We start from the raw sequence: 20,078 nt of genomic DNA on the forward strand, positions 1-20,078 counted from the left end.
TCATCAACGTGGGCCGGTAACAGTGTATAGCCGGATCCGAGCCTCCGGCTAATCGTTAAGCCACAGTTGATCTTTTCATTGTTACTCTTATTATAAGAGTTAATGGTGAGGCGGGCAAGTTTTAAACAGTCCGGTGCCAGAGAACCGTCGCTCATTTACCCAGGTGAACCTTAATGAAATCTACGCGTACCCTTACGAAAATCAGTCTGTTGTTAAGCCTTCTGCTGGCCGGTACCGGGCTCTCCAGCCCCGTATTTGCCGCCCCCGCCGCAGCACCCGCGGCTCCCTGGGACACTCAGCTCAACCCGGCGGCGCATCAGGCCGATGCCGTATTCGCTAACTATAAGTTTCGGGATGGCGAAACGCTGGCTCAGGTGAAGTTGCACTACGCCACGCTTGGGAAGGCGCACCGAAATGCGCAGGGAGAGATTGATAATGCGATTCTCGTGCTGCACTGGACGGGGGCAGACAGCCGCGCGCTGCTGAGTCCAGTCTGGACCAAATCCCTTTACGGGCCGGGACGCCCGCTGGACTCGAACCGCTACTATCTGATTTTTGCCGACAGCATTGGCCACGGCCAGTCGAGCAAGCCGAGCGACGGCTTAAAGGCAAAATTCCCCAACTACGATTACGGCGACATGGTTGATTTGCAGCATAAACTGGTGACCGAAACGCTGGGCATTAAGCACCTGCATGCCGTGATAGGGATGTCGATGGGGGGAATGAACGCCTGGCAGTGGGCGGTGGCGTATCCGGACATGATGGACGGCGTGATGCCGGTGGTGTCGCTGCCGATCAAGGTCTCCGGGCGTAATCTGCTGTGGCGCAGAATGATCGTGGACTCGGTGCGAGCCGATCCGACATGGCACGACGGCAATTATACTCAGGCGCCCGAGAGCTGGCTCCAGGGGTACAACATCCTGAGAATGATGATCGACAGCGCGCCGGATTTGCAAAGGACTATCCCGGACGGTGCCGCTGCGGACAAGTTCCTGGCGAACAACCGTTTCACCGCCAACCATATCGACACCAATGATGTTCTCTATTCGCTCAAATCCTCCTTCAGCTATAACCCGCAGCCTGACCTGAGCAAAATCACCACTAAGCTGTATGCGCTGAACTTCTCGGACGACGAGTTCAACCCGGACAGCCTGCGCGTGCTGGAAACCGAGGTGCCGAAGCTAAAACAGGGCCGCTACGTGGTGCAGGCCGGCACCCCGACATCGCCGGGGCATTTCACCATGACGCGCCCGGATCTGTGGGCTAATCACGTCGGCGAGTTTATGCAATGGATTAGCAATAAAGGGTAAATCCATTGGGGGTTTATCACGCGCTGATCCTGCTGTTTAAAGCGCGGGATAAACACCCTGAACTTTTCGATGAACTTAAAACGAGTTAAACGTCCTGCCAGTAGGGCGGGGAGCCGAATTTCGCCATAAAAAAATCTATCGCGGTGCGGGTGTTAAGCGACGGAAAACGCCCACCGGGGTAGAGCATATAGAGTGAATGGTCGGTGGCGCTGTAGGACGCGGTGTAATCCGTCATCATCGGGATAAGCCGTTTTGCCCGCAGCGCATCGCTGATTTGCCAGTCCGGGAACAGCACGATACCTGCGCCATCCTCTGCCGCTTTCACCAGCATCTCAGCATTGCCAGAAACGATTTTAGGCTCCGGCGTTAGCTGTATTTTTTCTTCCCCTTGCGTGAAATACCAGCGCTGAAGCCCCATCAGGCCGCGGTAGGCCAGCAGTTTATGATTGTGTAGCTCTTCGGGGGTTTGCGGCGTGCCATAGCGCGCGAGATAGGCCGGGCTGGCGACCAGATAAGCGCGCTGGCGGGTAATAAAGCGCCCGTGCAGCGAACTGTCCTGCACCGGGGCGATTCGCAGCAGCAGATCGGTGCCGTCTGCCAGCGGGTCGATGTAGTTATCGGTCAGGTTCAATTCCAGCCGCAGCGCCGGATAGCGCTCGCTGAATTCTGCAATCCACGGGGCGATATGACGCAGGCCGAAAGACACCGGCGCGTTGAAGCGAAGCACGCCGCCGGGCTGCTGACGGCGCTCGCCAATCTGATTTTGCGCCTGCTCAAGCTGGCTCAGCATTTCCCTGAACGCGGCGGCGTAAATATTTCCCGCATCGGTGGCGACCACGGCTCGGGTGTTGCGGTAAAGCAGCTGGGTTTCCAGAGACTGCTCAAGCTGGATCACGGTGCGGGAAACGGAAGAGGGCGAAAGACTCTCCTGGCGGGCCACTTCGGAAAAACTGCCTTCGCTGATCACCGCGAGGAAGAGACGCATCGAGCGGGCATTTATCTGGCTCAGATCTTTCATTTGTGCAAATTCCGCAAAAGTCTTTAAGGGATTATACGGTTTTTCGCTACGCCCGGCAGCGTTATCCTCCCCGGCAAGTAACGATGCCCGGCATCGCCGGGGAAGCACAGAGAGGATGGTATGAGCAATACAGTTTTGGCTTTTGACGAGGCCGTGCGTCAGCGTTTTTCATCCCGGGCATTTCTGCCTACGCCGCTGACCGACGAACAAATTCGGGATGTTTTGCAGGATGCCCAGCATTCGCCGTCCAACTGCAATACGCAGCCGTGGAACGTGCATATCGCCTCCGGCGTAACCAAAGATGCGCTGCAAAAGATGATGATTGAGAACGACATTGCGGGCAACGTAACGCCGGACTTCAGCTTCAGCTATGACGATTTTCACGGCGATTACTACGAGCGCAGCCAGCGCCAGGCGAAAATTTATTATGATGCGCTAGGCATTGCCCGCGATGATAAAGAGAAACGCCGCGAAGCCTACCTGCGTAACTTCAACTTCTTCGGGGCACCGCATGTTGCCTTCCTGTTTATGCCGTCGTTTGGCGATAACGTGCGCGTGGCGTCCGATATCGGCATGTACGGGCAGAGCTTCCTGCTGTCTTTGGCGGCGCGTGGTTTTGCCGGTATTCCTCAAACGCTGCTGGGCTTCCATGCTGACGAAACGCGTAAAATTCTGGGCGTGCCGGATGACTATCGCCTGCTGTTCGGCATCTCCTTCGGTTATGCCGATCTGAATGCACCTTCCGCTGGCGTACGCATGTGGCGTCAGAGCGTGGACGAGAGCGTAACGCTGCATAACTAACGGGCATAAAAAAAGCCGCTTTCGCGGCTTTTTCTTCAGAGAAGGCTAATTACTCGCTGACTTTTTTCTTCAGGTCAGAAGCGCCTTCTTTGGTTTTATTCCACCCTTTTTCAGCGCCTTCTTTGGTTGCGTCCCAACCTTTCTCGGTGCCTTCTTTGGTTTTATGCCATGCCTTCTGGGAGCCTTCGCTTATCTTGCTGCCCGTGCTGTCGCTCTTCCCTTCGGCGGCATGTTTAGACTTGAGCTTCAGCTCTTCGCCCTTGTTTTCTGCCTCGTGCAGCTTCTCTTTGGCGGTGTTAGCGCCTTCGTGCGCCGCGGCGACGGTCTCATCGGTTGCGTGTGTGGTGGTCGCGGCAAAAACAGGAGCAGCCAGCAGAATTGCAGATAAAGCGATGATCGTTTTTTTCATAATATCCTCAACAAACGTTATCAGTCCTTATGACCGTGAATAAGCCTGGCACAGCGAAGCGGAAGTTGCCTTAGGTAATATTCCTAAATGAATCAGGATGTTCACGGCTGGTGGATATATTCTGCTGAATAATCCACCAGATTATGTGCTTATGGATGGCGGATGAAGCGGCCTATCCGCTGCCTGAGTAGGCGATTCTCCTGGCGCAGGCGTTCGTTTTCCTCCAGCAGCGTGAGCGCGACGGCGATGCCCGGCCAGTCCAGCGCTAACTCTCGTCTTAGCCGCAATGCTCGCTGCGCTATGTTGATCGCCTGGTCGTCAAACTGCCACGGTTTGACCTCAAAATCGTAAGGTTCGACGACGCCAAGCCCGACGATTTCATTGAGCTCATCTTCCGGAATGCCGGTGTGCAGGCAGAACTCGGTGATGGTAAAAGTGACGGTGACGTTAGCCATTATTTTTTCCCCCAATCTTTGCGCGGATTGAACGCCGACTGGGCGTCTGCCAGCTGCTGCCAGAGCGCCGCCGCGTTTTCGTCTGGCTTAGGCGGCATCACGATTTTAATCACCGCGAACAGGTCGCCGGTATGCTGTTTACTGACCAGGCCTTTGCCCTTGATGCGCAGCTTCTGCCCGGCCTGGCTGCCCGCTGGAATGGTCATCAAAATGCTGTCTTTGAGCGTTGGAACCTCGACTTTGGCGCCCAGCGCGGCTTCCCACGGCGCCAGCGGCACCACAACTTCCAGATTGTGGCCGACAATGTCGAACAGCGGATGCGGCGCGATATGAATCACCAGCCACAGGTCGCCGTTTGGCCCGCCGTTTTCACCCGGCGTGCCCTGGCCTTTCAGGCGGATGCGCTGCCCGTCGCCAACGCCTGCCGGAATTTTCACGTTCAGCGTTTTCGGGATTTCCTGCTCGACGATGCCAAAGACGTTGTAGACCGGCAGCTTGTAGCTGATGGTGCGGCTGTGTTCGGCCAGCGTTTCTTCGAGGAAGACCGCTACTTCGATCTCTACATCGTGGCCTCGCGCGGCGTGCGGCTGGCGAGACTGCCTGGCCTGCTGGCCGAACATAGAAGAGAAGATATCTTCGAAGTCCTGGGCGTTGTAGCTCTGTTCGCCGCCCTGGTGGAACTGCTGGTTAAACTGCGGGTCGTTGCGGTGCTGCCACATCTGGTCGTATTCGGCGCGGCGCTGCTCGTCGCTCAGCACTTCCCAGGCTTCCGCTACTTCTTTAAAGCGGGCTTCTGCGTCGGGCTCTTTGCTGACGTCGGGGTGATATTTGCGCGCCAGGCGGCGGTAGGCGGTTTTGATGGTTTTGAGTTCGTCCGTCGGTTTCACGCCCATGATGGCGTAATAATCCTTTAATTCCATATCGTTATCTCGCATAAATCGGTGCATGCAGAACAGAACGTGCGGAAAAGTGTCGCCGATAAGTATAGGCCCGTTGCGGGAAGGTGGGGCGGTGATGGCGGGATTTTTCGGTGCGACGAGCTGGCAGGATTTGAGGACGGTCGAGATTATTTGTTGAAAATTTGCGCCAATGAGCATACCGTCATTGTACGGAATTTTTCCGTACATCTTTAAGTGGCTAGCTAGCCTTAAGGTGTTCATTGATTTTATCGTCCTGCTGACACCTGCGGCAGGTCGGGAGTAAATACAGGATGTCAGTTTTAAAAAAACAGCGCATCGACCTCAGATTGAGTGACGACGACAAAAGCATGATCGAAGAGGCGGCAGCCATGTCTAACCAGACGATCACTCAGTTTATGATTGCCTGTGCGTCTGCGCGCGCTGCGGAAGTTATCGAACAACATCGCCGCCTGGTGCTGAATGAAGCATCGTGGAATCGTGTGATGGATGCTATCAGCAACCCGCCTGAACCGGATGACAGGCTCAAACGTGCAGCAAGGCGTCTGAAAGACATGGAGTAAGCCGTGGCTGACCTGATGATTGAATTATTTTCGGAACAAACTGCGTATGATTTTTGCGGCTTTGACTGCGGTGAAGCTTCTCTGAATGCCTTTCTCACCGAGCACTTTGTCCGGCAGCATAATGGCCGTTTTTTACGCGGCTATCTTCTTGTGACAAAGGACGTCAATCCTAAAGTGCTGGGTTACTACACTTTGTCCGGCAGCTGCTTTGAAAAAGAGGCGCTGCCGTCAAACACCCAGAAGCGAAAAATCCCTTATGCCAATGTCCCCAGCTTGACGCTGGGGCGGCTGGCAATCCACAAAGATCTGCAGGGCCAGGAATGGGGTTCAACGCTTGTGGCGCATGCGATGAAGGTGGTTTATTTAGCATCGCAGGCGGTGGGTGTTCATGGGATTTTTGTCGATGCTATTAACGATAATGCGAAGCGCTTTTATCAAAAATTAGGGTTTATTCCGCTGGTGGGGAAAAACAACAATTCGCTTTTTTATCCGACCCGCTCGATTGAGAAATTATTTGAGCATCAATAATCGATCTATTTGATCGCCCGTCATTTTCAGACTTCCTGAATTGAAAATTCATCCGCTTCCTTCTATGTTCAGAGGGCAGGAAATCGCCAACAAATGTCGTTTTATGCAGCGACAGGCTATTTTCTGTCTCGACTTCTGGCGTGATTAAATAACAAAAATAAGGAAACTTACCGTTGAACCGTTACTCCATCGCTCTTCTGGCTTCGGCCTGCCTTTTGGCTGCCTGTACCAGCCCTCAGTCGGCAAAAACATCGCAGATTAAAGATCTTAATGCGCCGCAGACGATCGCCTTTGCGGGCAAAACCTATGGCCAGTCTTTCACTCGCTCAACGCCGCAGCAGGCAGTGTGGGAATACACCACCGACGGTGAAAAGGCTGAAAACTGGGCGTGGACCCGGCTGATTACGGTGAATCAGCTCAAGATCAACGCCACGCTTGACCGCTGGATGCAGGCGACGGTAGTGGAGCTAAACCGCACGACGCCGAAGCCGCATTATTCCGTGGTGAAACACGGCGATGTTTCAGAAGTGCGAATTATCAACCTGCCGAAGCCGGGTGACGCAAGGCAGGGCGGCTATGAGTCTGACGTGTGGATCGCCCGTGAAGCCTGCGGCGGCATCGTCAACCTGCAGTTTGCCCGCCAGTATCCCGCCGACGCTAAAGTGGCCGAGAACGACATGGTGAAACGCATCAAGGCCGATAACGATGCGGATATGACTGCGCTGCAGGCTCTGAACTGGAAACCTGAATGCCGCTAACTATTTATCCTGGCTAAACAGATTCCCCAGGCTAAACAGGTCTGGGGATTTTTATTAAACACCAGCTACACAACTTATTAGCTGATATGGCAAGCGCTTGAATTAATTTATTGAATAGTTTAGTTCCGTAACTTATTAAAATTGAGCTTTCGGTTATTTTGAGCTGGCTCCCAGCTAAAGCTCAGATTGCTTCAAAAAAAACGCTACATTTGTTATATTGTTGCTCATTGATTATTCACCTAGCGGTGCCAAAAAGAACAAGATTCACCGCGACCTAGGAAAATGAAATGTTAGATTACCGCTTCCCGACAGCTTTGCAGATGGTTCTCAGCGTAGCGATGGCGGAGCAAATGGGTGAACGCTCGACCAGCGCCATCCTGGCTTATGGCCTGGAAGCCAACCCGAGCTTTATCCGTAAACTGATGGTTCCCCTCACGCGTGACGGCATTATTGTCTCGACGCTGGGGCGCAACGGTTCCATTCATCTTGGCCGCCCGGCCGAAGAGATAACCCTGCGAGATATTTACCTGTCGGTGATTGAAGACAAAAAGATTTGGGCGTCTCGCCCGGACGTGCCTGCCCGCTGCGTGGTCAGCGCCAACGCCTGTTGGTACTTCAAAACGGTTGCAGAAGAAGCTGAAGAGGCTTCGCTGGCGGTGCTGGCTCGCCATACCGTGGCAAGCGCGCTGGAGAAAGTGAAAAAGAGCGATACCAGCGGCTGCCAGCCGGTGCCCGAGCTTGAGGCGCTGTATAAAAAAGGCCACTAAGCTCCACAATCATCTTCCGCAGAAATAAAGAAACCGCCTCTTTGAAAGGCGGTTTTTTGTTGGGCTAATCGGGCGGCCATACACCGCCCGTTTTCGTTTCACGCCTCGATAGTTTTTGCCTGCGTTTTGCCGCGCGTAACGAGCTTACGCAGCGTGACGTAGAACACCGGCGTCAGGAACAGACCAAACAGCGTCACCCCTAACATGCCCGAGAACACCGTCACCCCGGTCACGCCGCGCACTTCCGCCCCTGCGCCGTGGCCCAGAATCAGCGGAATAGTCCCGGCGATAAAGGCAATGGAAGTCATCACGATAGGCCGTAGACGCAGGCGACACGCTTCCAGCGCAGATTCCATAATGCCTTTGCCCTGCATCTCCAGCTCGCGGGCGAACTCGACGATCAGGATGGCGTTCTTACAGGCCAGGCCCATCAGCACCACCAGCCCGACCTGCACGAACACGTTGTTGTCGCCGCCGGTCAGCCAGACGCCGAACAGCGCGGACAGCATGGTCATGGGCACAATCAGGATCACCGCCAGCGGCAGGGTCCAGCTTTCATACAGCGCGGCGAGCACCAGGAACGCCAGCAGCACTGCCACCGGGAAGACGATCATCGCCGTGTTGCCCTGGGTTGCCTGCTGGTAGCTCAGGTCCGTCCATTCGATGTTCATCCCGTTCGGCAGTACCTGGCCGGACATTGCGGCCAGTTTGGTCATCGCCTGAGCGGAAGAAAGCACGCGTGGATCCGCATCCCCGATGAGATCCGCCGCCGGGTAGCCGTTGTAGCGGATCACCGGGTCCGGCCCGTAGGTGGTGGTGATTTTCACCATACTGCCGATCGGCACCATTTCGCCCTGATTGTTGCGGGTACGCAGGTTCCCGATGTCCTCGATGCTGTCGCGGAACTGCCCGTCGGCCTGGGCCATCACGCGCCAGGTGCGGCCGAACTCGTTAAAGTCGTTCACGTAGGACGAGCCTAAATAGGTTTGCAGAGTGCCGAACAGGTCGGTCAGCGACACGCCCTGCGCTTTGGCTTTGTCGCGGTCTACCTGCACATCCAGTTGCGGGACGTTCGCCTGGTAGGTGGAGATCGGGAAGTGCATCCCCGGCGTTTGCATGATCGCGCCGGACATAGTGTTCACCGCGGTCTGCAGCGCGCCATAGCCTAAGCCCGCCCGGTCCTGGATATACAGCGAGTAGCCGGAACCCTGGCCCAGCCCCAGAATTGGCGGCGGCAGAATAGAGAAGCCAAAGCCTTCCTGGATTTGCGAGATTTTGGCGTTGATCTCGGCGTTAATTTGCGCGGCGGTATGTTTCCGCTCGCCGAACGGCTTCAGGCCGAAGAACACCGTGCCGGTATTCGGCGTGTTGGTGAACTGCAGCGCGTTGAGGCCTGGGAACGCCACCGCGTAATCCACGCCTTCGGTGTTCATGCCGATTTCGCTCATCTTACGGATCACCGCGTCGGTGCGTTCCAGCGAAGAGCCTTCCGGCATCTTCACGCCGCCGATCAGGTAGAGCTTATCCTGAGTAGGAATAAACCCGCCCGGTACGGTTTTGAACATCACCCCGGCGGCGCACAGCAGCAGCACGTACACAGCGAACACCGCGCCACGGCGGCCAAGGGTTTTACTCACCAGCCCCTGGTAACCTTCCGAACTGCGGTGGAAGAAGCGGTTGAATGGCCGGAACAGCCAGCCGAACAGACGGTCGATCAGCCGGGTGGGCATGTCCTTCGGCGCGCCGTGCGGCTTCAGCAGCAGCGCCGCCAGCGCCGGGGAGAGCGTCAGGGAGTTAATCGCCGAGATCACCGTCGAAATGGCGATGGTCACCGCGAACTGCTTGTAGAACTGCCCTGTCACGCCGGAGAGGAACGCCATCGGCACGAACACCGCGCACAGCACCAGGGCGATAGCGATAATCGGCCCGGACACCTCGCGCATGGCCTGATGCGCCGCCTGCAGCGGGGCAAGCCCTTCCTCAATGTTGCGCTCGACGTTCTCCACCACCACGATGGCGTCGTCCACCACGATGCCGATGGCGAGCACCAGCCCGAACAGACTCAGCGTGTTAAGCGAGAAGCCAAGCAGGTAAAGAATGCTGAACGTCCCCACCACCGAAACCGGGACGGCAATCAGCGGGATAATCGACGCGCGCCAGGTTTGCAGGAACAAAATAACGACCAGCACAACCAGCACCACGGCTTCCAGCAGGGTTTGCACCACCGCCCGAATGGAGTCGCGCACGAAGACCGTCGGGTCGTAAGGTGCCGCCCACTTCATGTCTTCCGGGAAGCGCGTGGACAGCTCGGCCATCTTGGCGCGTACGGCGTTAGACAGGTCGATAGCGTTGGCGCCGGGCGCCTGGAAGATACCGATCCCGACCGCATCTTTGTTGTTCAACTGGGAGCGAAGGGCGTAGCTGCCGGAACCCAGCTCGATACGCGCCACGTCACGCAGGCGAACCAGCGAGCCGTCCGGTGAGGTTTTCAGGATGATGTTGCCGAACTCTTCTTCGCTGTGCAGGCGGCCCTGGGCGTTAATCGAGATCAGGAAATCGCTCGCTTTTGGCAGCGGCTCAGCCCCGAGCTGACCTGCAGAGACCTGCACGTTCTGCTCCTGCATCGCGGTGACCACGTCAGAAGCCGTCAGGCCACGCGCCGCCACTTTGTTGGGATCTAACCACACGCGCATGGCGTATTCGCCGGAGCCGAAAATCTGGATCTGCCCGACGCCCGGCAGGCGCGCGAGTTCGTCCTTCACTTTCAGCGTGGCGTAGTTACGCATATACAGCGAGTCGTACTTGCCGTTCGGTGAGAACAGATGCACCACCAGGGTGAGCGTCGGCGACTGTTTCTGGGTGGTAATACCGAGGCGGCGAACGTCTTCCGGCAGGCGAGCTTCGGCCTGGGAAACGCGGTTCTGCACCTGAACCTGTGCCTGATCCGGGTCGGTGCCAGGGCGGAAGGTCACGGTCGTCACCAGCACGCCGTCGGAACCAGCGACCGATTTCATGTACATCATGTTTTCGACGCCGTTGATCGCTTCTTCCAGCGGCGTCGCCACGGTTTCAGCGATCACTTTCGGGTTGGCGCCGGGGTATTCCGCCCGGACCTGCACGCTTGGCGGCACCACGTCCGGGTATTCACTGATCGGCAGCAGCGGGATCGCGATAAGCCCCGTAATAAAAATCAGAATCGACAGCACCGCGGCAAAAATCGGCCTGTCGATAAAAAAGCGGGAAAAGTCCATGCGTCGGATTCTCTGGTAAGGGATCAGTTAACGGCAGCGCTGGTGGCGGCCATGGCGACAGGTTTGGCGTTCACCGGCATGCCTGGCATAAACACTTTTTGCAGCCCGTCGACGATGACTTTATCGCCAGGGTTCAGCCCCTGCTGCACGATGCGCAGCCCGGAAGCCAGGCGGCCCGGCGTGATGTCGCGGCGCTGTGCCTTGCCGTCTTTATCCACGATGTAGACGTATTTTCTGTCCTGGTCGGTCAGCACCGCTTTGTCGTTGATCAGCAGGGCCTGGAACTCTGCGCTGCCCGGCAGGCGAACGCGGGCGAACAGCCCCGGCGTGAACTGACGCTGGGCGTTATCCAGCAGGGCGCGCATGCGGATGGTGCCGGTGCTGGCGGTGAGCTGGTTGTCGAGGAAATCCACGGTGCCCTGATGCGGGTAACCTTCTTCCCCGGAGAGGCCAATTTCCACCGGCAGTGCCTTATGGTCAGTGGATGCGCCCTGGCCGCTGCGGGCGAGGTTCTGGTAGTGGAGATAGGTGGATTCATCCACGTCGAAGTAGGCGTAAACCGTCTTCTGAGACACCACGGTGGTGAGCACGCTGGCGCTGTCGCCCGCCGTGACCAGGTTACCGCTGGTGATCAACGCGCGGCTGGCGCGGCCGTCGATCGGGGCGGTGACTTTGGTGAAGTCGAGGTTAAGCTGGGCCGCGTCAACCGCCGCCTGGGCCGCACGAATATCGGCATCGGCCTGGGTGGCCGCAGAGCGGCGCTGTTCCCACTCTTCGCGGGAAATCACGTTGGTGCCGATCAGCTTGTCGGTGCGGCTGGCTTCGCTGCGGGCGAGGCTGGCCTGGGTTTTGGCTCTCATCAACGCCGCTTGCGCCTGTTCCAGCGCGGCGCGGTAGGTTCTGTCGTCGATGGTGAACAGCACTTCGCCTTTCTTCACTTCCTGGCCGTCGGTGTAATTCACTTTGTCGATGTAGCCGGAGACGCGGGGGCGGAGCTGAACGCTTTCCACCGCTTCGATGCGGCCGTTAAAACTATCCCACTGGCTAACGGGTTTCACCACCACGTCGGCGACGCTGACGGCAGGTGCCTGCGGCACGGCGTTTTGTGCGACTCCCCGGTCGCATCCGGCGAGCAGCGCGGCAAGCAGTACCGGCCCCAACACGCACAGATGAAGGCTAACCCAATGTTTTTGCAGGCTCATTATTCTTATTCCGATAGTTGAAGTCGACCGGGCAAGACGCAGCGGAGGGTGCCGCGCCACTTCCTTTGTCCGGGCTGACCTGAGGCCATTTGTGTCGCTCATCGGCACAAAATGTGTATCAATTACGAATACAGTATCGCGGCGATTGTAGGAAGGCGTAGAACTAAGTGCAAGAATAATTGTTGCACTTTCTGTGCTATTTGTGCCATTCGAAAAAGGCCCATTTGTAACGAGGATTTAATGTAACAATAAAACTTGCAATTATTGTCAAAGCAGGTCAGATTTAAATGCAACTGATAAAGATGCTTTTAACAAACCCGCAGGGGAGAGAGACAATGAGCACCGATGCCTTCATGCATGATTTACTCGGCTGGATTGATAACCACCTCGACAGCCGCCTCGACATCAACACCGTTTCCGAGCGGGCAGGGTACTCAAAGTGGCACCTGCAGCGGATCTTCAAGCAGCACACCGGCTACAACCTGGGGGAGTACATCCGTGCGCAAAAGCTGAAAAAATCCGCCGAGCGCCTGAGCCGCACCGAAGAGCCGATCCTGAACGTGGCGATCTCCCTGGGCTTTGACTCGCAGCAGTCTTTCAACCGCAGCTTTAAGCGCCAGTACGGCATTGCGCCGGGCGTGTGGCGCCGGCAGCTGGCTCACACCGGGAACCGCTATGGGGCCTGAGGCTTTCTCTTCGCGGGCAACCCGCTTTATGCTCCGGCTTATACCCGACGATAAACCCCGGTGATGAAACCGGGGTTGGCGTCACCCTTTAGACTCTGCGCGGCTTCGGCGCGATAACGTCCTCGATAAAGGCTTTGACCTGCTTCTGCCTGCGGGCGGAAAACTTACACACCTTGCGCAGCGTCTGCATGATCTCCGGCTCTTCCTCCGGCGGCAGCGGCTCTTTGGCCGTTAATATCAGGCAGCCCGGCAGAACCCGCACCTCCACGCTCGTGCCCGTATCAAAACCCGCTTCCGCAAGCCAGAACCCATTTAGCGTTATGGCAGGTGAGGGCTGGAATTTTTTCGAATCTCGAATGTAGCCCACAGTATAAGCCCTTGTTGTTGTGGGGATGTGCTTCTCTGGCTTACTATGCTCGTTAGTCATAATCAACTCTCGCTCGTTTAGTTGGTTGTGATTAGCGGTTAGGGCGGGTTGCCGCCTGCCTTAATCGCGCTTCTTTTGGCTTCTTTTCTTACTGCTCTCTTACTGCTCTCTTACTGCTGATACCTGCTTACTTCATGTGGGTATCATACCTTGCGGGCTGGTTTTGCTGGGAAATCGGTGGGATAAATGGAATGCGGCTCGCAGAAAAAATATGTATGGATTTACAGGGGAAATTATCTTTTATTTGTTTATTATTACTTCTCTTCGGCCCTTGTTAATCATTGATAAAAACAGGTGCATTCTTGGTTAATTTGTCGCTAACAGATCTGAATATTTACCCCGCTTGCCCCGATGATACGCAGATGCTGGCTGATATACGCGTTGAATCAATGCGGCCCAGCCTGGAAGCGCTGAACAGGTTTGATCCCGTCAGAGCGCGAGATCGCTTTCTTTCGACGTTTGAGGCAAATGATACCTTCATCCTTTCCCTGGGAGATGAAATTGCGGGTTTCTATGTGCTCAGAACCTACCCTGAATATTTCTATCTGGATCACTTCTATATTAAAAACCAATTTCAGGGGAAAGGAATCGGAAGCCTTGTGATGAAAGACCTGCAGACACAAGCCAGCGCTTCAGCGAAACCCATCCGGTTGATCGCCTTAAAAGAAAGCCCGGCTAATGCATTTTATCTCTCTCAGGGTTTTGTTTTTGAGCGTGAGGAGGGGGGTGATAGGCATTATTTTTGGGGGTCCTGAAGGACATTAAGAGTGGGGGAGTGGGTTTTGGGGATGCTTACAAAATGATGAAGAAATTTAATTTTGAAATGCTTCTGTATATTACATTGACATTTTTAGTGGTTTTATCATGGTATTTGGTCTTTTTCATGTATTACCCGTTTAACGAACGCTTTCAACTAAATGATACTCCAATTGTTACTATTATATGTGGCTGCTTAACTTGAGGAGGATAGTATTTAGTCCGATATTTTTACCATTGTTTGAGTCTTACGATATATATTAAAAATAAAGGGCGAGATGCCCTTTGCTTTTAATTGTTTTTTTTATAGGCGATTAGATCGTTTATCCCAAAAAGAAATTTCATGGTAGCTGATGTTGCAAAAATCCAAATCACCATGTAAACACAAGCGAAAACAATTAAAAATAGTATAACCTCAGGCACACTACCATTTTTAAGGGCACACAGCCTATCTAACCAAGGGTTGTTTATCTCTATTGTTTTAAATAACAATAAACACGCAGTTATTGTTGATGAGATTAATGTTATTACATCAATAAGCTTCTTTATATATATAGGGTCAGTCGTGGGGCTGTTTGTATACATAGCGTAAAGTATGAAGCCAAAGATAATTGGCAGGAAAAACAAAACAAGCCTTGAGTTTGTTTTAAAAATAGCATCAATAAAAAATAAAACTATAATCAAAAGAAGTGGCAATACAAAATATATAAAATAATGTATTGCTTTTAGTTTCTTTGGTAGTTCTGTTGGAGGTGGTGTTTCTCCGTTCTTAACCATCTGATATGTAAAGTCAACATTGCACTGTATCTCTATTCCATCAATACTACCTTTGAGTTTAACATCCCCTATTTTTTTACTCTCACATGTTGGCGTTGCCATGATTTTATCGCTCATAATATTTACCTTGCGTTGATAATGATAGAACGGTCTAACGTATTTTAGCCTTTTTTAAAAAGAAAAACAGCATCACTATGTTTGTTATGTCTTTCCGTTATCTTTAGACAGAATGGAGGAAAACTAGGTAACTCAGAGAAGCGGAGCTTCGGAGAGTTAGCCTTTGCTTAGATGATATTATTTAGGAGGGTATATCATAACGGATTAAATAATGAGTTATATAATCATTCATTCTCCACCTATTTAATATATGAGAATTGACGAGGTGAAAAATGGGGTTGTATTTCTGTTGCATTATAATATCCGAATTTCATAGGGGGGTACTAATCAAGAAATCTTTGAGATAGTACTTTTCCACCTAATTTTCCAGCAGAAGGTCCAATCTGAATCTCATAATCAGAATAATCGATTATTTCTTGCCTGTGTTCAATTAAAATTATGGCATTGAATAATGGAACTTTCTGATGAATATAATCTGCAATCTTGCTTGCTGTTTCAGGATCTAATCCGGCTACAGGTTCATCGATAATCAATATTTTTTTTGTTTGTTTTTGTCTGGATAAATGTTCACATAATTTTACGCGGCGCAGTTCGCCACCAGATAATGTTTGGGTTTTCCGTTTTAACTGCAGATGACCTAAACCTAACGAGACCATTGTTTCGAGAGTTTTGTTAAATGGGGTGTCAGTTTTATTTAGCAACGAATATAATTCCTTTATCTCCATATTATAAAATTCAATGATATTTAATCCATTGACTTTTAATTCCACAGATTCATTTTTTTTGTCAAAAAGGTCACCTTCACAAGTTGGGCACGTTAAATAAATATCTTTATCGTACCCTCTTTCATACTTAATTATACCAGTGCCATCGCAAGTCTTACAGCCAGCATCTTTCGACAGAAGGAAGTCTTTAGATTCCATATCGGTGTTTTTTGAGTAATAGTCAGCTATAAGCGTGTTTATTTTTATTGTGGAGGATAAAACAGAGCGGCCGCTGAAACTTGAACTCTTCTGAGAAATGTAAATAGCATCTTCTCTCTCCTCTATTACTTTTGCTATCGATGATTTTCCGGAACCTGATGGGCCAGTTAGCACGGTTAAGCAGCCTTTAGGGATTTGAAAATCCTGATTGAAAACATTGTTTTTATTGATATTTTTGAAGTGAATGAAATTTTTTGTCTTGTGCCGTTGTACATTTTTTTTAATCGGTAATATTTTTTCATTCGGGCAAACATATCCACCTCTTTCACCGGCCTCAATACCTATGTGAATTTTGGAATCTGCTTTATCAATAAAGTATGGTGAGTGCTCAATTAAAACAACAGTGTTATTAATTGATAGCTTTTGTATTTTTTCAAGTATCATAGGGAAATCTTTACTGTTAATTTGTGAAGATATTTCATCTATGACTAACAAAATTCCAGAGATATTTGAATTGAGTAATCGACTAAATCTGAGTTTCTGTAATTCTCCACCAGATAGACTTGGAATTGAGCGTGAAAAACTAAGGTATCCTATGCCCATTTCACAAAATGATTTAAGGACTCTTATGATTTCATCAGAATAAGAATTATTAGATATTCTGTCTGATAGTTCAGAAAAGGGGTGTGTGAGAAAATCTAGGATATCCAACCCCAGTATTTGGATGTTTTTATTTTGATAGGAATTAAGATTAATTCTTGACCCTTGACATTCAGGACAAGTTTCTCTAATTGTTGCATTTCCTAATGATTTTTGCCCGATCATATTTTGGGCTGAAATCATGACACCTTCATAAAACGCACGTCTTTGTCGTATGGTGCCCTTGTATTTAAATTTAAAAGCTAACCTAGATTCAGTTACACCATAAAGTATTTTCTTTCTTTCAATTTCTGATAGCTGTTTGAAAGGGATTGAAGTATTGATATTTTCAAGCTGGCAATAAGATAGTAGTAAATTATGATACATCTCTGAAAATGTTCCATTCTTCCAAACAGAGAATGGTTTTTCTTCGATACTCATATCTTCATTAATAATGGTATTTAAATTAATAAGGGTGACTTCACCCAATCCTCTACACATAGGGCATTCATTATCTGGTTTATTTATTTTTAGATATTTGAAATCAGGGATATGTTTGCTATTTTTTTTTGAAATAAAAGATAGAATTTGTGCAATATTCAGATAAGAGTATAAAGTAGATCTGGGGTTGTTATTTTTGTTGGCCTGTGCAATTGCAATTGCAGGTATTATTCCAGAATAGCTATCAATTTTGTATTCGTGATTTTCACCATAGCCATTTTCTAAGGCATCAAACTCATCACTGCAAAGTTTGTACAGACTAGAAAATGCGAGAGAGCTCTTTCCAGCGCCTGAACGACCATAAATTGCGGTGATTTTATTTTTACTTATTTCAATAGTAATGTTTTTTAAATTATGTGTAGAAACACCATTTAGTTTAATGCTATTCATTATGCCCCCCACACCATTCACAATTAGGATTTCTTTCTATATCCATAACCTGAAAACTAAAGTCTTGAGCATTAAATTCGATCCTTTTATTGGTTTGCTGTAAGGTATCATATCTTCTGATAAGTATTTTAAATGCGTCGAGAGAAGCTAGGCTTGCTGCTATTCCGGACAGTGGAGAAAATGAACCGAGCTTACGATTGTTCCTGTCCAAAGCCTTCACGTTTTTTATATCTTTATCATTGATCGAATTTAAATAGATTTTAAAACATTCGAAACAAGCACTTTTGTATGGAATAATGGTCTGGCCAATTAATGTGAGGTGTAAGTTGTAACCACCACCGACAATATGCGGGATGTTATAGCTCATGGCATATTTAGATATGATTCTACTGGTAACATCTACACTTGGCTCATCCGAGCAGTTTATAATTAAATCAGGTTTTGTTGGTAACTGTGTTTTTTCAAAAAAGTCAGAACTTAAAAATTTTGAAATAATTGTTATGTTAATGTTTGGATTTATGCTCTTTAATTCATTTTTTAAGGATTCTGATTTATTTGAGTCAACATTGTTTTCAAAATAATATTGTCTATGAAGATTGCTTAAGTCAACAGTGTCATTATCAACTAGTACCAAATTTCCAACATTTGTTTTGGTTAGGTAAGCAGAAATGATACTGCCAACGGCACCTAATCCAATAATCATAACAGTCGATTTTTCCAGCCTTTCTATTGCAAGAACTACTTCGCTTGTAGAATGAAAATAATCTTCCAGTAAGTTAATTAAACGATAGTCATTCTGTATTCTATCGATAGGGTACACTATATCTTGTTCAATAAATACAAATTGCTCTTTTAAATAAATAGCTAGTTTTTTTAACTGTTCATTATCTATTGAACCGTATTTTTCTGAAATTGATTTAATGGATGTTTTTCCATTAAAATAATTCAACAGATTAATAATGTCGGGAAAGTTCATTCTCAAAGAGATGTTCTCTCGCGTATTTGATTTAAATAGTTCAATACCAGACTCGTGGGGTATTATACCAACACTTTCTCTTAATCTGAGTTTATCTATTGCAGACATTACAACCACCTTGCTTTAGTAATGTAAAGCTAGTTAATTCTCCACTATTTGGAAGGTATTCATAACGGAGTGTCGTGTAATTATATTGTGAATCTTCTGCTAAAAAATGAATTATCTTTAAACTGCTAAAAAAAGCTGAATATCCACTCATCGAAGCGATACCACCAGGGCCTCCAATAATATAGTCAGAGAAGTCATTGCTCTTTAAAACAATATCACTAACTAATGAATTTGTATCCCCAGTTCTAATATAGGTAGGCTTCCAATCACTTAGGGCCTGACTAAATGTATTTTGGATGCAATCTATGCATGGTGTTTTAGGAGGGTAGACTAATTCACCTGAGCTCATCAAGTGGGCATCAAATCCGCCTGCAACATACAGTGGAATACTCCTTGATTGAAGATAACGACCCAGTTTTACTGATGTGTGACCGATATAGGGCTCATCACAACCATTAATAACAAGATCGATATCATCATTTATCCATTTTGATAAATCAGAATTAGGTAATAATTTCTCCTCGTGAATTTTAATATTTACTCTTGAGTCTATCCTTTTTAGATAAGTTGCTAAAGTATCAACTTTGCTCTTCCCAATATCTGAAAGCCTAGAAAAAAGATGTCTATTCAAGTTGTTTTTTTTAAATTTCTTATAGTCTATAAGAATAAAGCTTAAAATTCCAGCCCTTACCAGGTTCTCGGCAATATTTCCTGTGACCGCACCACAGCCTAATATGACGACTTTTTTAGATTCAATTATTTTCTGTGTATCACTTCCTTTTCTTTCCAATAACATATCATCAAGATAAGCAATCTGGCGAGCATAACGAGAATGTGAGTCAACTTTTTCATCATCTTCTGTAATGAGGTGTTGCTCCAAAAGAAAATTGATTAGATCATTAGCTGCATGTTTTTCAAAGGAACCTAGCTTATTAAATATTTCTTGGGCAGTTCTTTGTCCATCTAATAAAGCTAAAAATCTAGCTATTGCTTTTGATGTCGTGATTTCTACTTTTTCACGAGTAGTCATTCTATGAAAAGTGATTCTCACTTTTTCATCTTTTAATTCAGTAATGTATACATCGATCGTATGCTGCAAATAAAATTTTTTATTTAACATGATGTATTTATAACAAGCCTGTTTATAGTAAAGCCCATTTTATAGTTATAAAATGAGCTTTTAGGGTTAGTATTGCAATACACCTGCATTCATCTGCAAGTATTGATCCCATGCATCCATGCTTGAACCATGTTCCGGCTCGGATTCAATGCCTCGACAGTTTTTTGCTGTACAATATGTAGAACAGCAAGTACTAGTGCCGTTAGTCCTGCAGCCTGCACTATTTTGAGCTTTAATATTTTGCTTAATTACTTCAAATGTTAGATCTAAAATCTTGCTCATAACTATAGCTCCTTTAATTAATATTAAATTTCAAAAACAAAAACAGCATAAGCTTAACAGTACTAGTGGTCAACTCGAATTTGTTAAAATAGTGAACCTTATAAGGTGCCATTATTGGTAGTATACACTGGGATAAACTTTGTCATACGGTAGTCACAATTTCGGTACATCGCTAGCATTGACTGAATGAAAATCCCAGTAACCAGCCACTTTTCAAAATATAGTTTCCTCCGTTTAACATAAGCTAAGATTGAACTTCTAAATACACCTCTTTGATAGTCATGTGTCATCATAATATATTATTGTTTTAGCTATATTTATAATCTTCTCCTGTCGAATTTTATCCTATATAACTAATGAGATTAGTCCTGTTTGATTTTCATTTTGTTCATCCCCT

20 protein-coding genes are annotated in these 20,078 nt (G+C 48.9%); 8 read left to right on the plus strand and 12 right to left on the minus strand.

All coding sequences use genetic code 11. The annotated features are described in order from the left end of the window. Window positions 1–173: 173 nt before the first annotated feature. Entirely contained in the window at window positions 174–1,310 is a 1,137-nt protein-coding gene (locus CNE01S_RS20440; RefSeq protein ID WP_061278049.1) for an alpha/beta fold hydrolase, read from the plus strand. Window positions 1,311–1,395: 85 nt separating this feature from the next. Here CNE01S_RS20440 and CNE01S_RS20445 read toward each other — a convergent pair whose 3' ends face one another. After that, the gene (locus tag CNE01S_RS20445; RefSeq protein ID WP_061278052.1) at window positions 1,396–2,328 is read right to left on the minus strand and encodes a LysR family transcriptional regulator; all 933 of its coding nucleotides are present in this window, start codon (window positions 2,326–2,328) and stop codon (window positions 1,396–1,398) included. 120 nt (window positions 2,329–2,448) lie between these two features. Here CNE01S_RS20445 and CNE01S_RS20450 point away from each other — a divergent pair, with 120 nt between their 5' ends. Continuing rightward, window positions 2,449–3,129, plus strand: a complete 681-nt coding sequence (locus tag CNE01S_RS20450) for a nitroreductase (RefSeq protein ID WP_061278054.1) — start codon at window positions 2,449–2,451, stop codon at window positions 3,127–3,129. Between the two features lie 49 nt (window positions 3,130–3,178). On the opposite strand, the gene CNE01S_RS20455 is transcribed toward CNE01S_RS20450, so the two are convergent. The 3 genes from CNE01S_RS20455 to cbpA all read right to left on the minus strand — a co-directional run bounded on the left by CNE01S_RS20455 (window position 3,179) and on the right by cbpA (window position 4,913). After that, complete coding sequence (locus CNE01S_RS20455) at window positions 3,179–3,538, minus strand: KPN_00521 family repetitive protein (RefSeq protein WP_061278056.1); 360 nt, start codon at window positions 3,536–3,538, stop codon at window positions 3,179–3,181. Window positions 3,539–3,687: 149 nt separating this feature from the next. Beyond that, window positions 3,688–3,993, minus strand: coding sequence for a chaperone modulator CbpM (gene cbpM, locus CNE01S_RS20460; protein ID WP_061278059.1), 306 nt, complete (start codon window positions 3,991–3,993; stop codon window positions 3,688–3,690). After that, window positions 3,993–4,913: a curved DNA-binding protein gene (cbpA, locus tag CNE01S_RS20465; RefSeq protein WP_061278091.1), complete on the minus strand. Its 921-nt coding sequence runs from the start codon at window positions 4,911–4,913 to the stop codon at window positions 3,993–3,995. Before cbpA ends, cbpM begins: the two co-directional genes overlap by 1 nt. 290 nt (window positions 4,914–5,203) lie before the next feature. Here cbpA and CNE01S_RS20470 point away from each other — a divergent pair, with 290 nt between their 5' ends. From CNE01S_RS20470 to oqxR, 4 genes are all read left to right on the plus strand, one after another. After that, complete coding sequence (locus tag CNE01S_RS20470) at window positions 5,204–5,473, plus strand: type II toxin-antitoxin system TacA family antitoxin (protein ID WP_061278061.1); 270 nt, start codon at window positions 5,204–5,206, stop codon at window positions 5,471–5,473. A gap of 3 nt (window positions 5,474–5,476) precedes the next feature. After that, window positions 5,477–6,001 (plus strand): GNAT family N-acetyltransferase, encoded by a 525-nt coding sequence (locus CNE01S_RS20475; protein ID WP_061278063.1) that lies wholly within the window; start codon window positions 5,477–5,479, stop codon window positions 5,999–6,001. A 173-nt stretch (window positions 6,002–6,174) separates the two neighbouring features. After that, the gene (locus CNE01S_RS20480) at window positions 6,175–6,759 is read left to right on the plus strand and encodes an HI_0983 family protein (protein ID WP_061278065.1); all 585 of its coding nucleotides are present in this window, start codon (window positions 6,175–6,177) and stop codon (window positions 6,757–6,759) included. A 287-nt stretch (window positions 6,760–7,046) separates the two neighbouring features. Continuing rightward, a complete protein-coding gene (gene oqxR / locus CNE01S_RS20485; protein ID WP_061278067.1) occupies window positions 7,047–7,526 on the plus strand; it encodes an efflux pump transcriptional repressor OqxR in 480 nt (159 codons plus the stop codon). A 98-nt stretch (window positions 7,527–7,624) separates the two neighbouring features. Here oqxR and oqxB read toward each other — a convergent pair whose 3' ends face one another. Together oqxB and oqxA are read right to left on the minus strand one after the other, a co-directional pair. Then, window positions 7,625–10,777 carry a multidrug efflux RND transporter permease subunit OqxB gene (oqxB, locus tag CNE01S_RS20490; protein WP_061278070.1) on the minus strand — a complete coding sequence of 1,051 codons (3,153 nt, stop codon included), beginning with the start codon at window positions 10,775–10,777 and terminating at the stop codon, window positions 7,625–7,627. Window positions 10,778–10,800: 23 nt separating this feature from the next. Beyond that, window positions 10,801–11,979 (minus strand): multidrug efflux RND transporter periplasmic adaptor subunit OqxA, encoded by a 1,179-nt coding sequence (gene oqxA, locus CNE01S_RS20495; protein WP_061278072.1) that lies wholly within the window; start codon window positions 11,977–11,979, stop codon window positions 10,801–10,803. Between the two features lie 335 nt (window positions 11,980–12,314). Here oqxA and CNE01S_RS20500 point away from each other — a divergent pair, with 335 nt between their 5' ends. Beyond that, on the plus strand, window positions 12,315–12,665 hold the full coding sequence (locus CNE01S_RS20500; protein WP_061278075.1) for a helix-turn-helix domain-containing protein: 351 nt from the start codon (window positions 12,315–12,317) through the stop codon (window positions 12,663–12,665). Window positions 12,666–12,753: 88 nt separating this feature from the next. Here CNE01S_RS20500 and symE read toward each other — a convergent pair whose 3' ends face one another. After that, window positions 12,754–13,092 carry an endoribonuclease SymE gene (gene symE, locus CNE01S_RS20505; RefSeq protein WP_061278077.1) on the minus strand — a complete coding sequence of 113 codons (339 nt, stop codon included), beginning with the start codon at window positions 13,090–13,092 and terminating at the stop codon, window positions 12,754–12,756. 302 nt (window positions 13,093–13,394) lie between these two features. Between symE and CNE01S_RS20510 the strand changes: the two genes are divergently transcribed. Beyond that, window positions 13,395–13,847: a GNAT family N-acetyltransferase gene (locus tag CNE01S_RS20510; RefSeq protein ID WP_245874372.1), complete on the plus strand. Its 453-nt coding sequence runs from the start codon at window positions 13,395–13,397 to the stop codon at window positions 13,845–13,847. A 292-nt stretch (window positions 13,848–14,139) separates the two neighbouring features. Here CNE01S_RS20510 and CNE01S_RS20520 read toward each other — a convergent pair whose 3' ends face one another. The 5 genes from CNE01S_RS20520 to CNE01S_RS24740 all read right to left on the minus strand — a co-directional run bounded on the left by CNE01S_RS20520 (window position 14,140) and on the right by CNE01S_RS24740 (window position 19,681). After that, entirely contained in the window at window positions 14,140–14,742 is a 603-nt protein-coding gene (locus CNE01S_RS20520) for a hypothetical protein (RefSeq protein WP_061278081.1), read from the minus strand. Between the two features lie 323 nt (window positions 14,743–15,065). Then, entirely contained in the window at window positions 15,066–17,195 is a 2,130-nt protein-coding gene (locus tag CNE01S_RS20525) for an ATP-binding cassette domain-containing protein (protein WP_061278083.1), read from the minus strand. After that, window positions 17,188–18,279 carry a HesA/MoeB/ThiF family protein gene (locus tag CNE01S_RS20530; protein ID WP_061278085.1) on the minus strand — a complete coding sequence of 364 codons (1,092 nt, stop codon included), beginning with the start codon at window positions 18,277–18,279 and terminating at the stop codon, window positions 17,188–17,190. The genes CNE01S_RS20525 and CNE01S_RS20530 overlap by 8 nt, the downstream gene beginning before the upstream one ends. Beyond that, on the minus strand, window positions 18,263–19,399 hold the full coding sequence (locus CNE01S_RS20535) for a ThiF family adenylyltransferase (protein ID WP_061278087.1): 1,137 nt from the start codon (window positions 19,397–19,399) through the stop codon (window positions 18,263–18,265). The genes CNE01S_RS20530 and CNE01S_RS20535 overlap by 17 nt, the downstream gene beginning before the upstream one ends. Window positions 19,400–19,465: 66 nt before the next feature. Next, window positions 19,466–19,681: a hypothetical protein gene (locus tag CNE01S_RS24740; RefSeq protein ID WP_072279189.1), complete on the minus strand. Its 216-nt coding sequence runs from the start codon at window positions 19,679–19,681 to the stop codon at window positions 19,466–19,468. Between the last annotated feature and the right edge of the window lie 397 nt (window positions 19,682–20,078).

This window comes from Cedecea neteri NBRC 105707 = ATCC 33855 (assembly GCF_001571265.1).
In the GTDB taxonomy this organism is placed as follows: domain Bacteria; phylum Pseudomonadota; class Gammaproteobacteria; order Enterobacterales; family Enterobacteriaceae; genus Cedecea; species Cedecea neteri.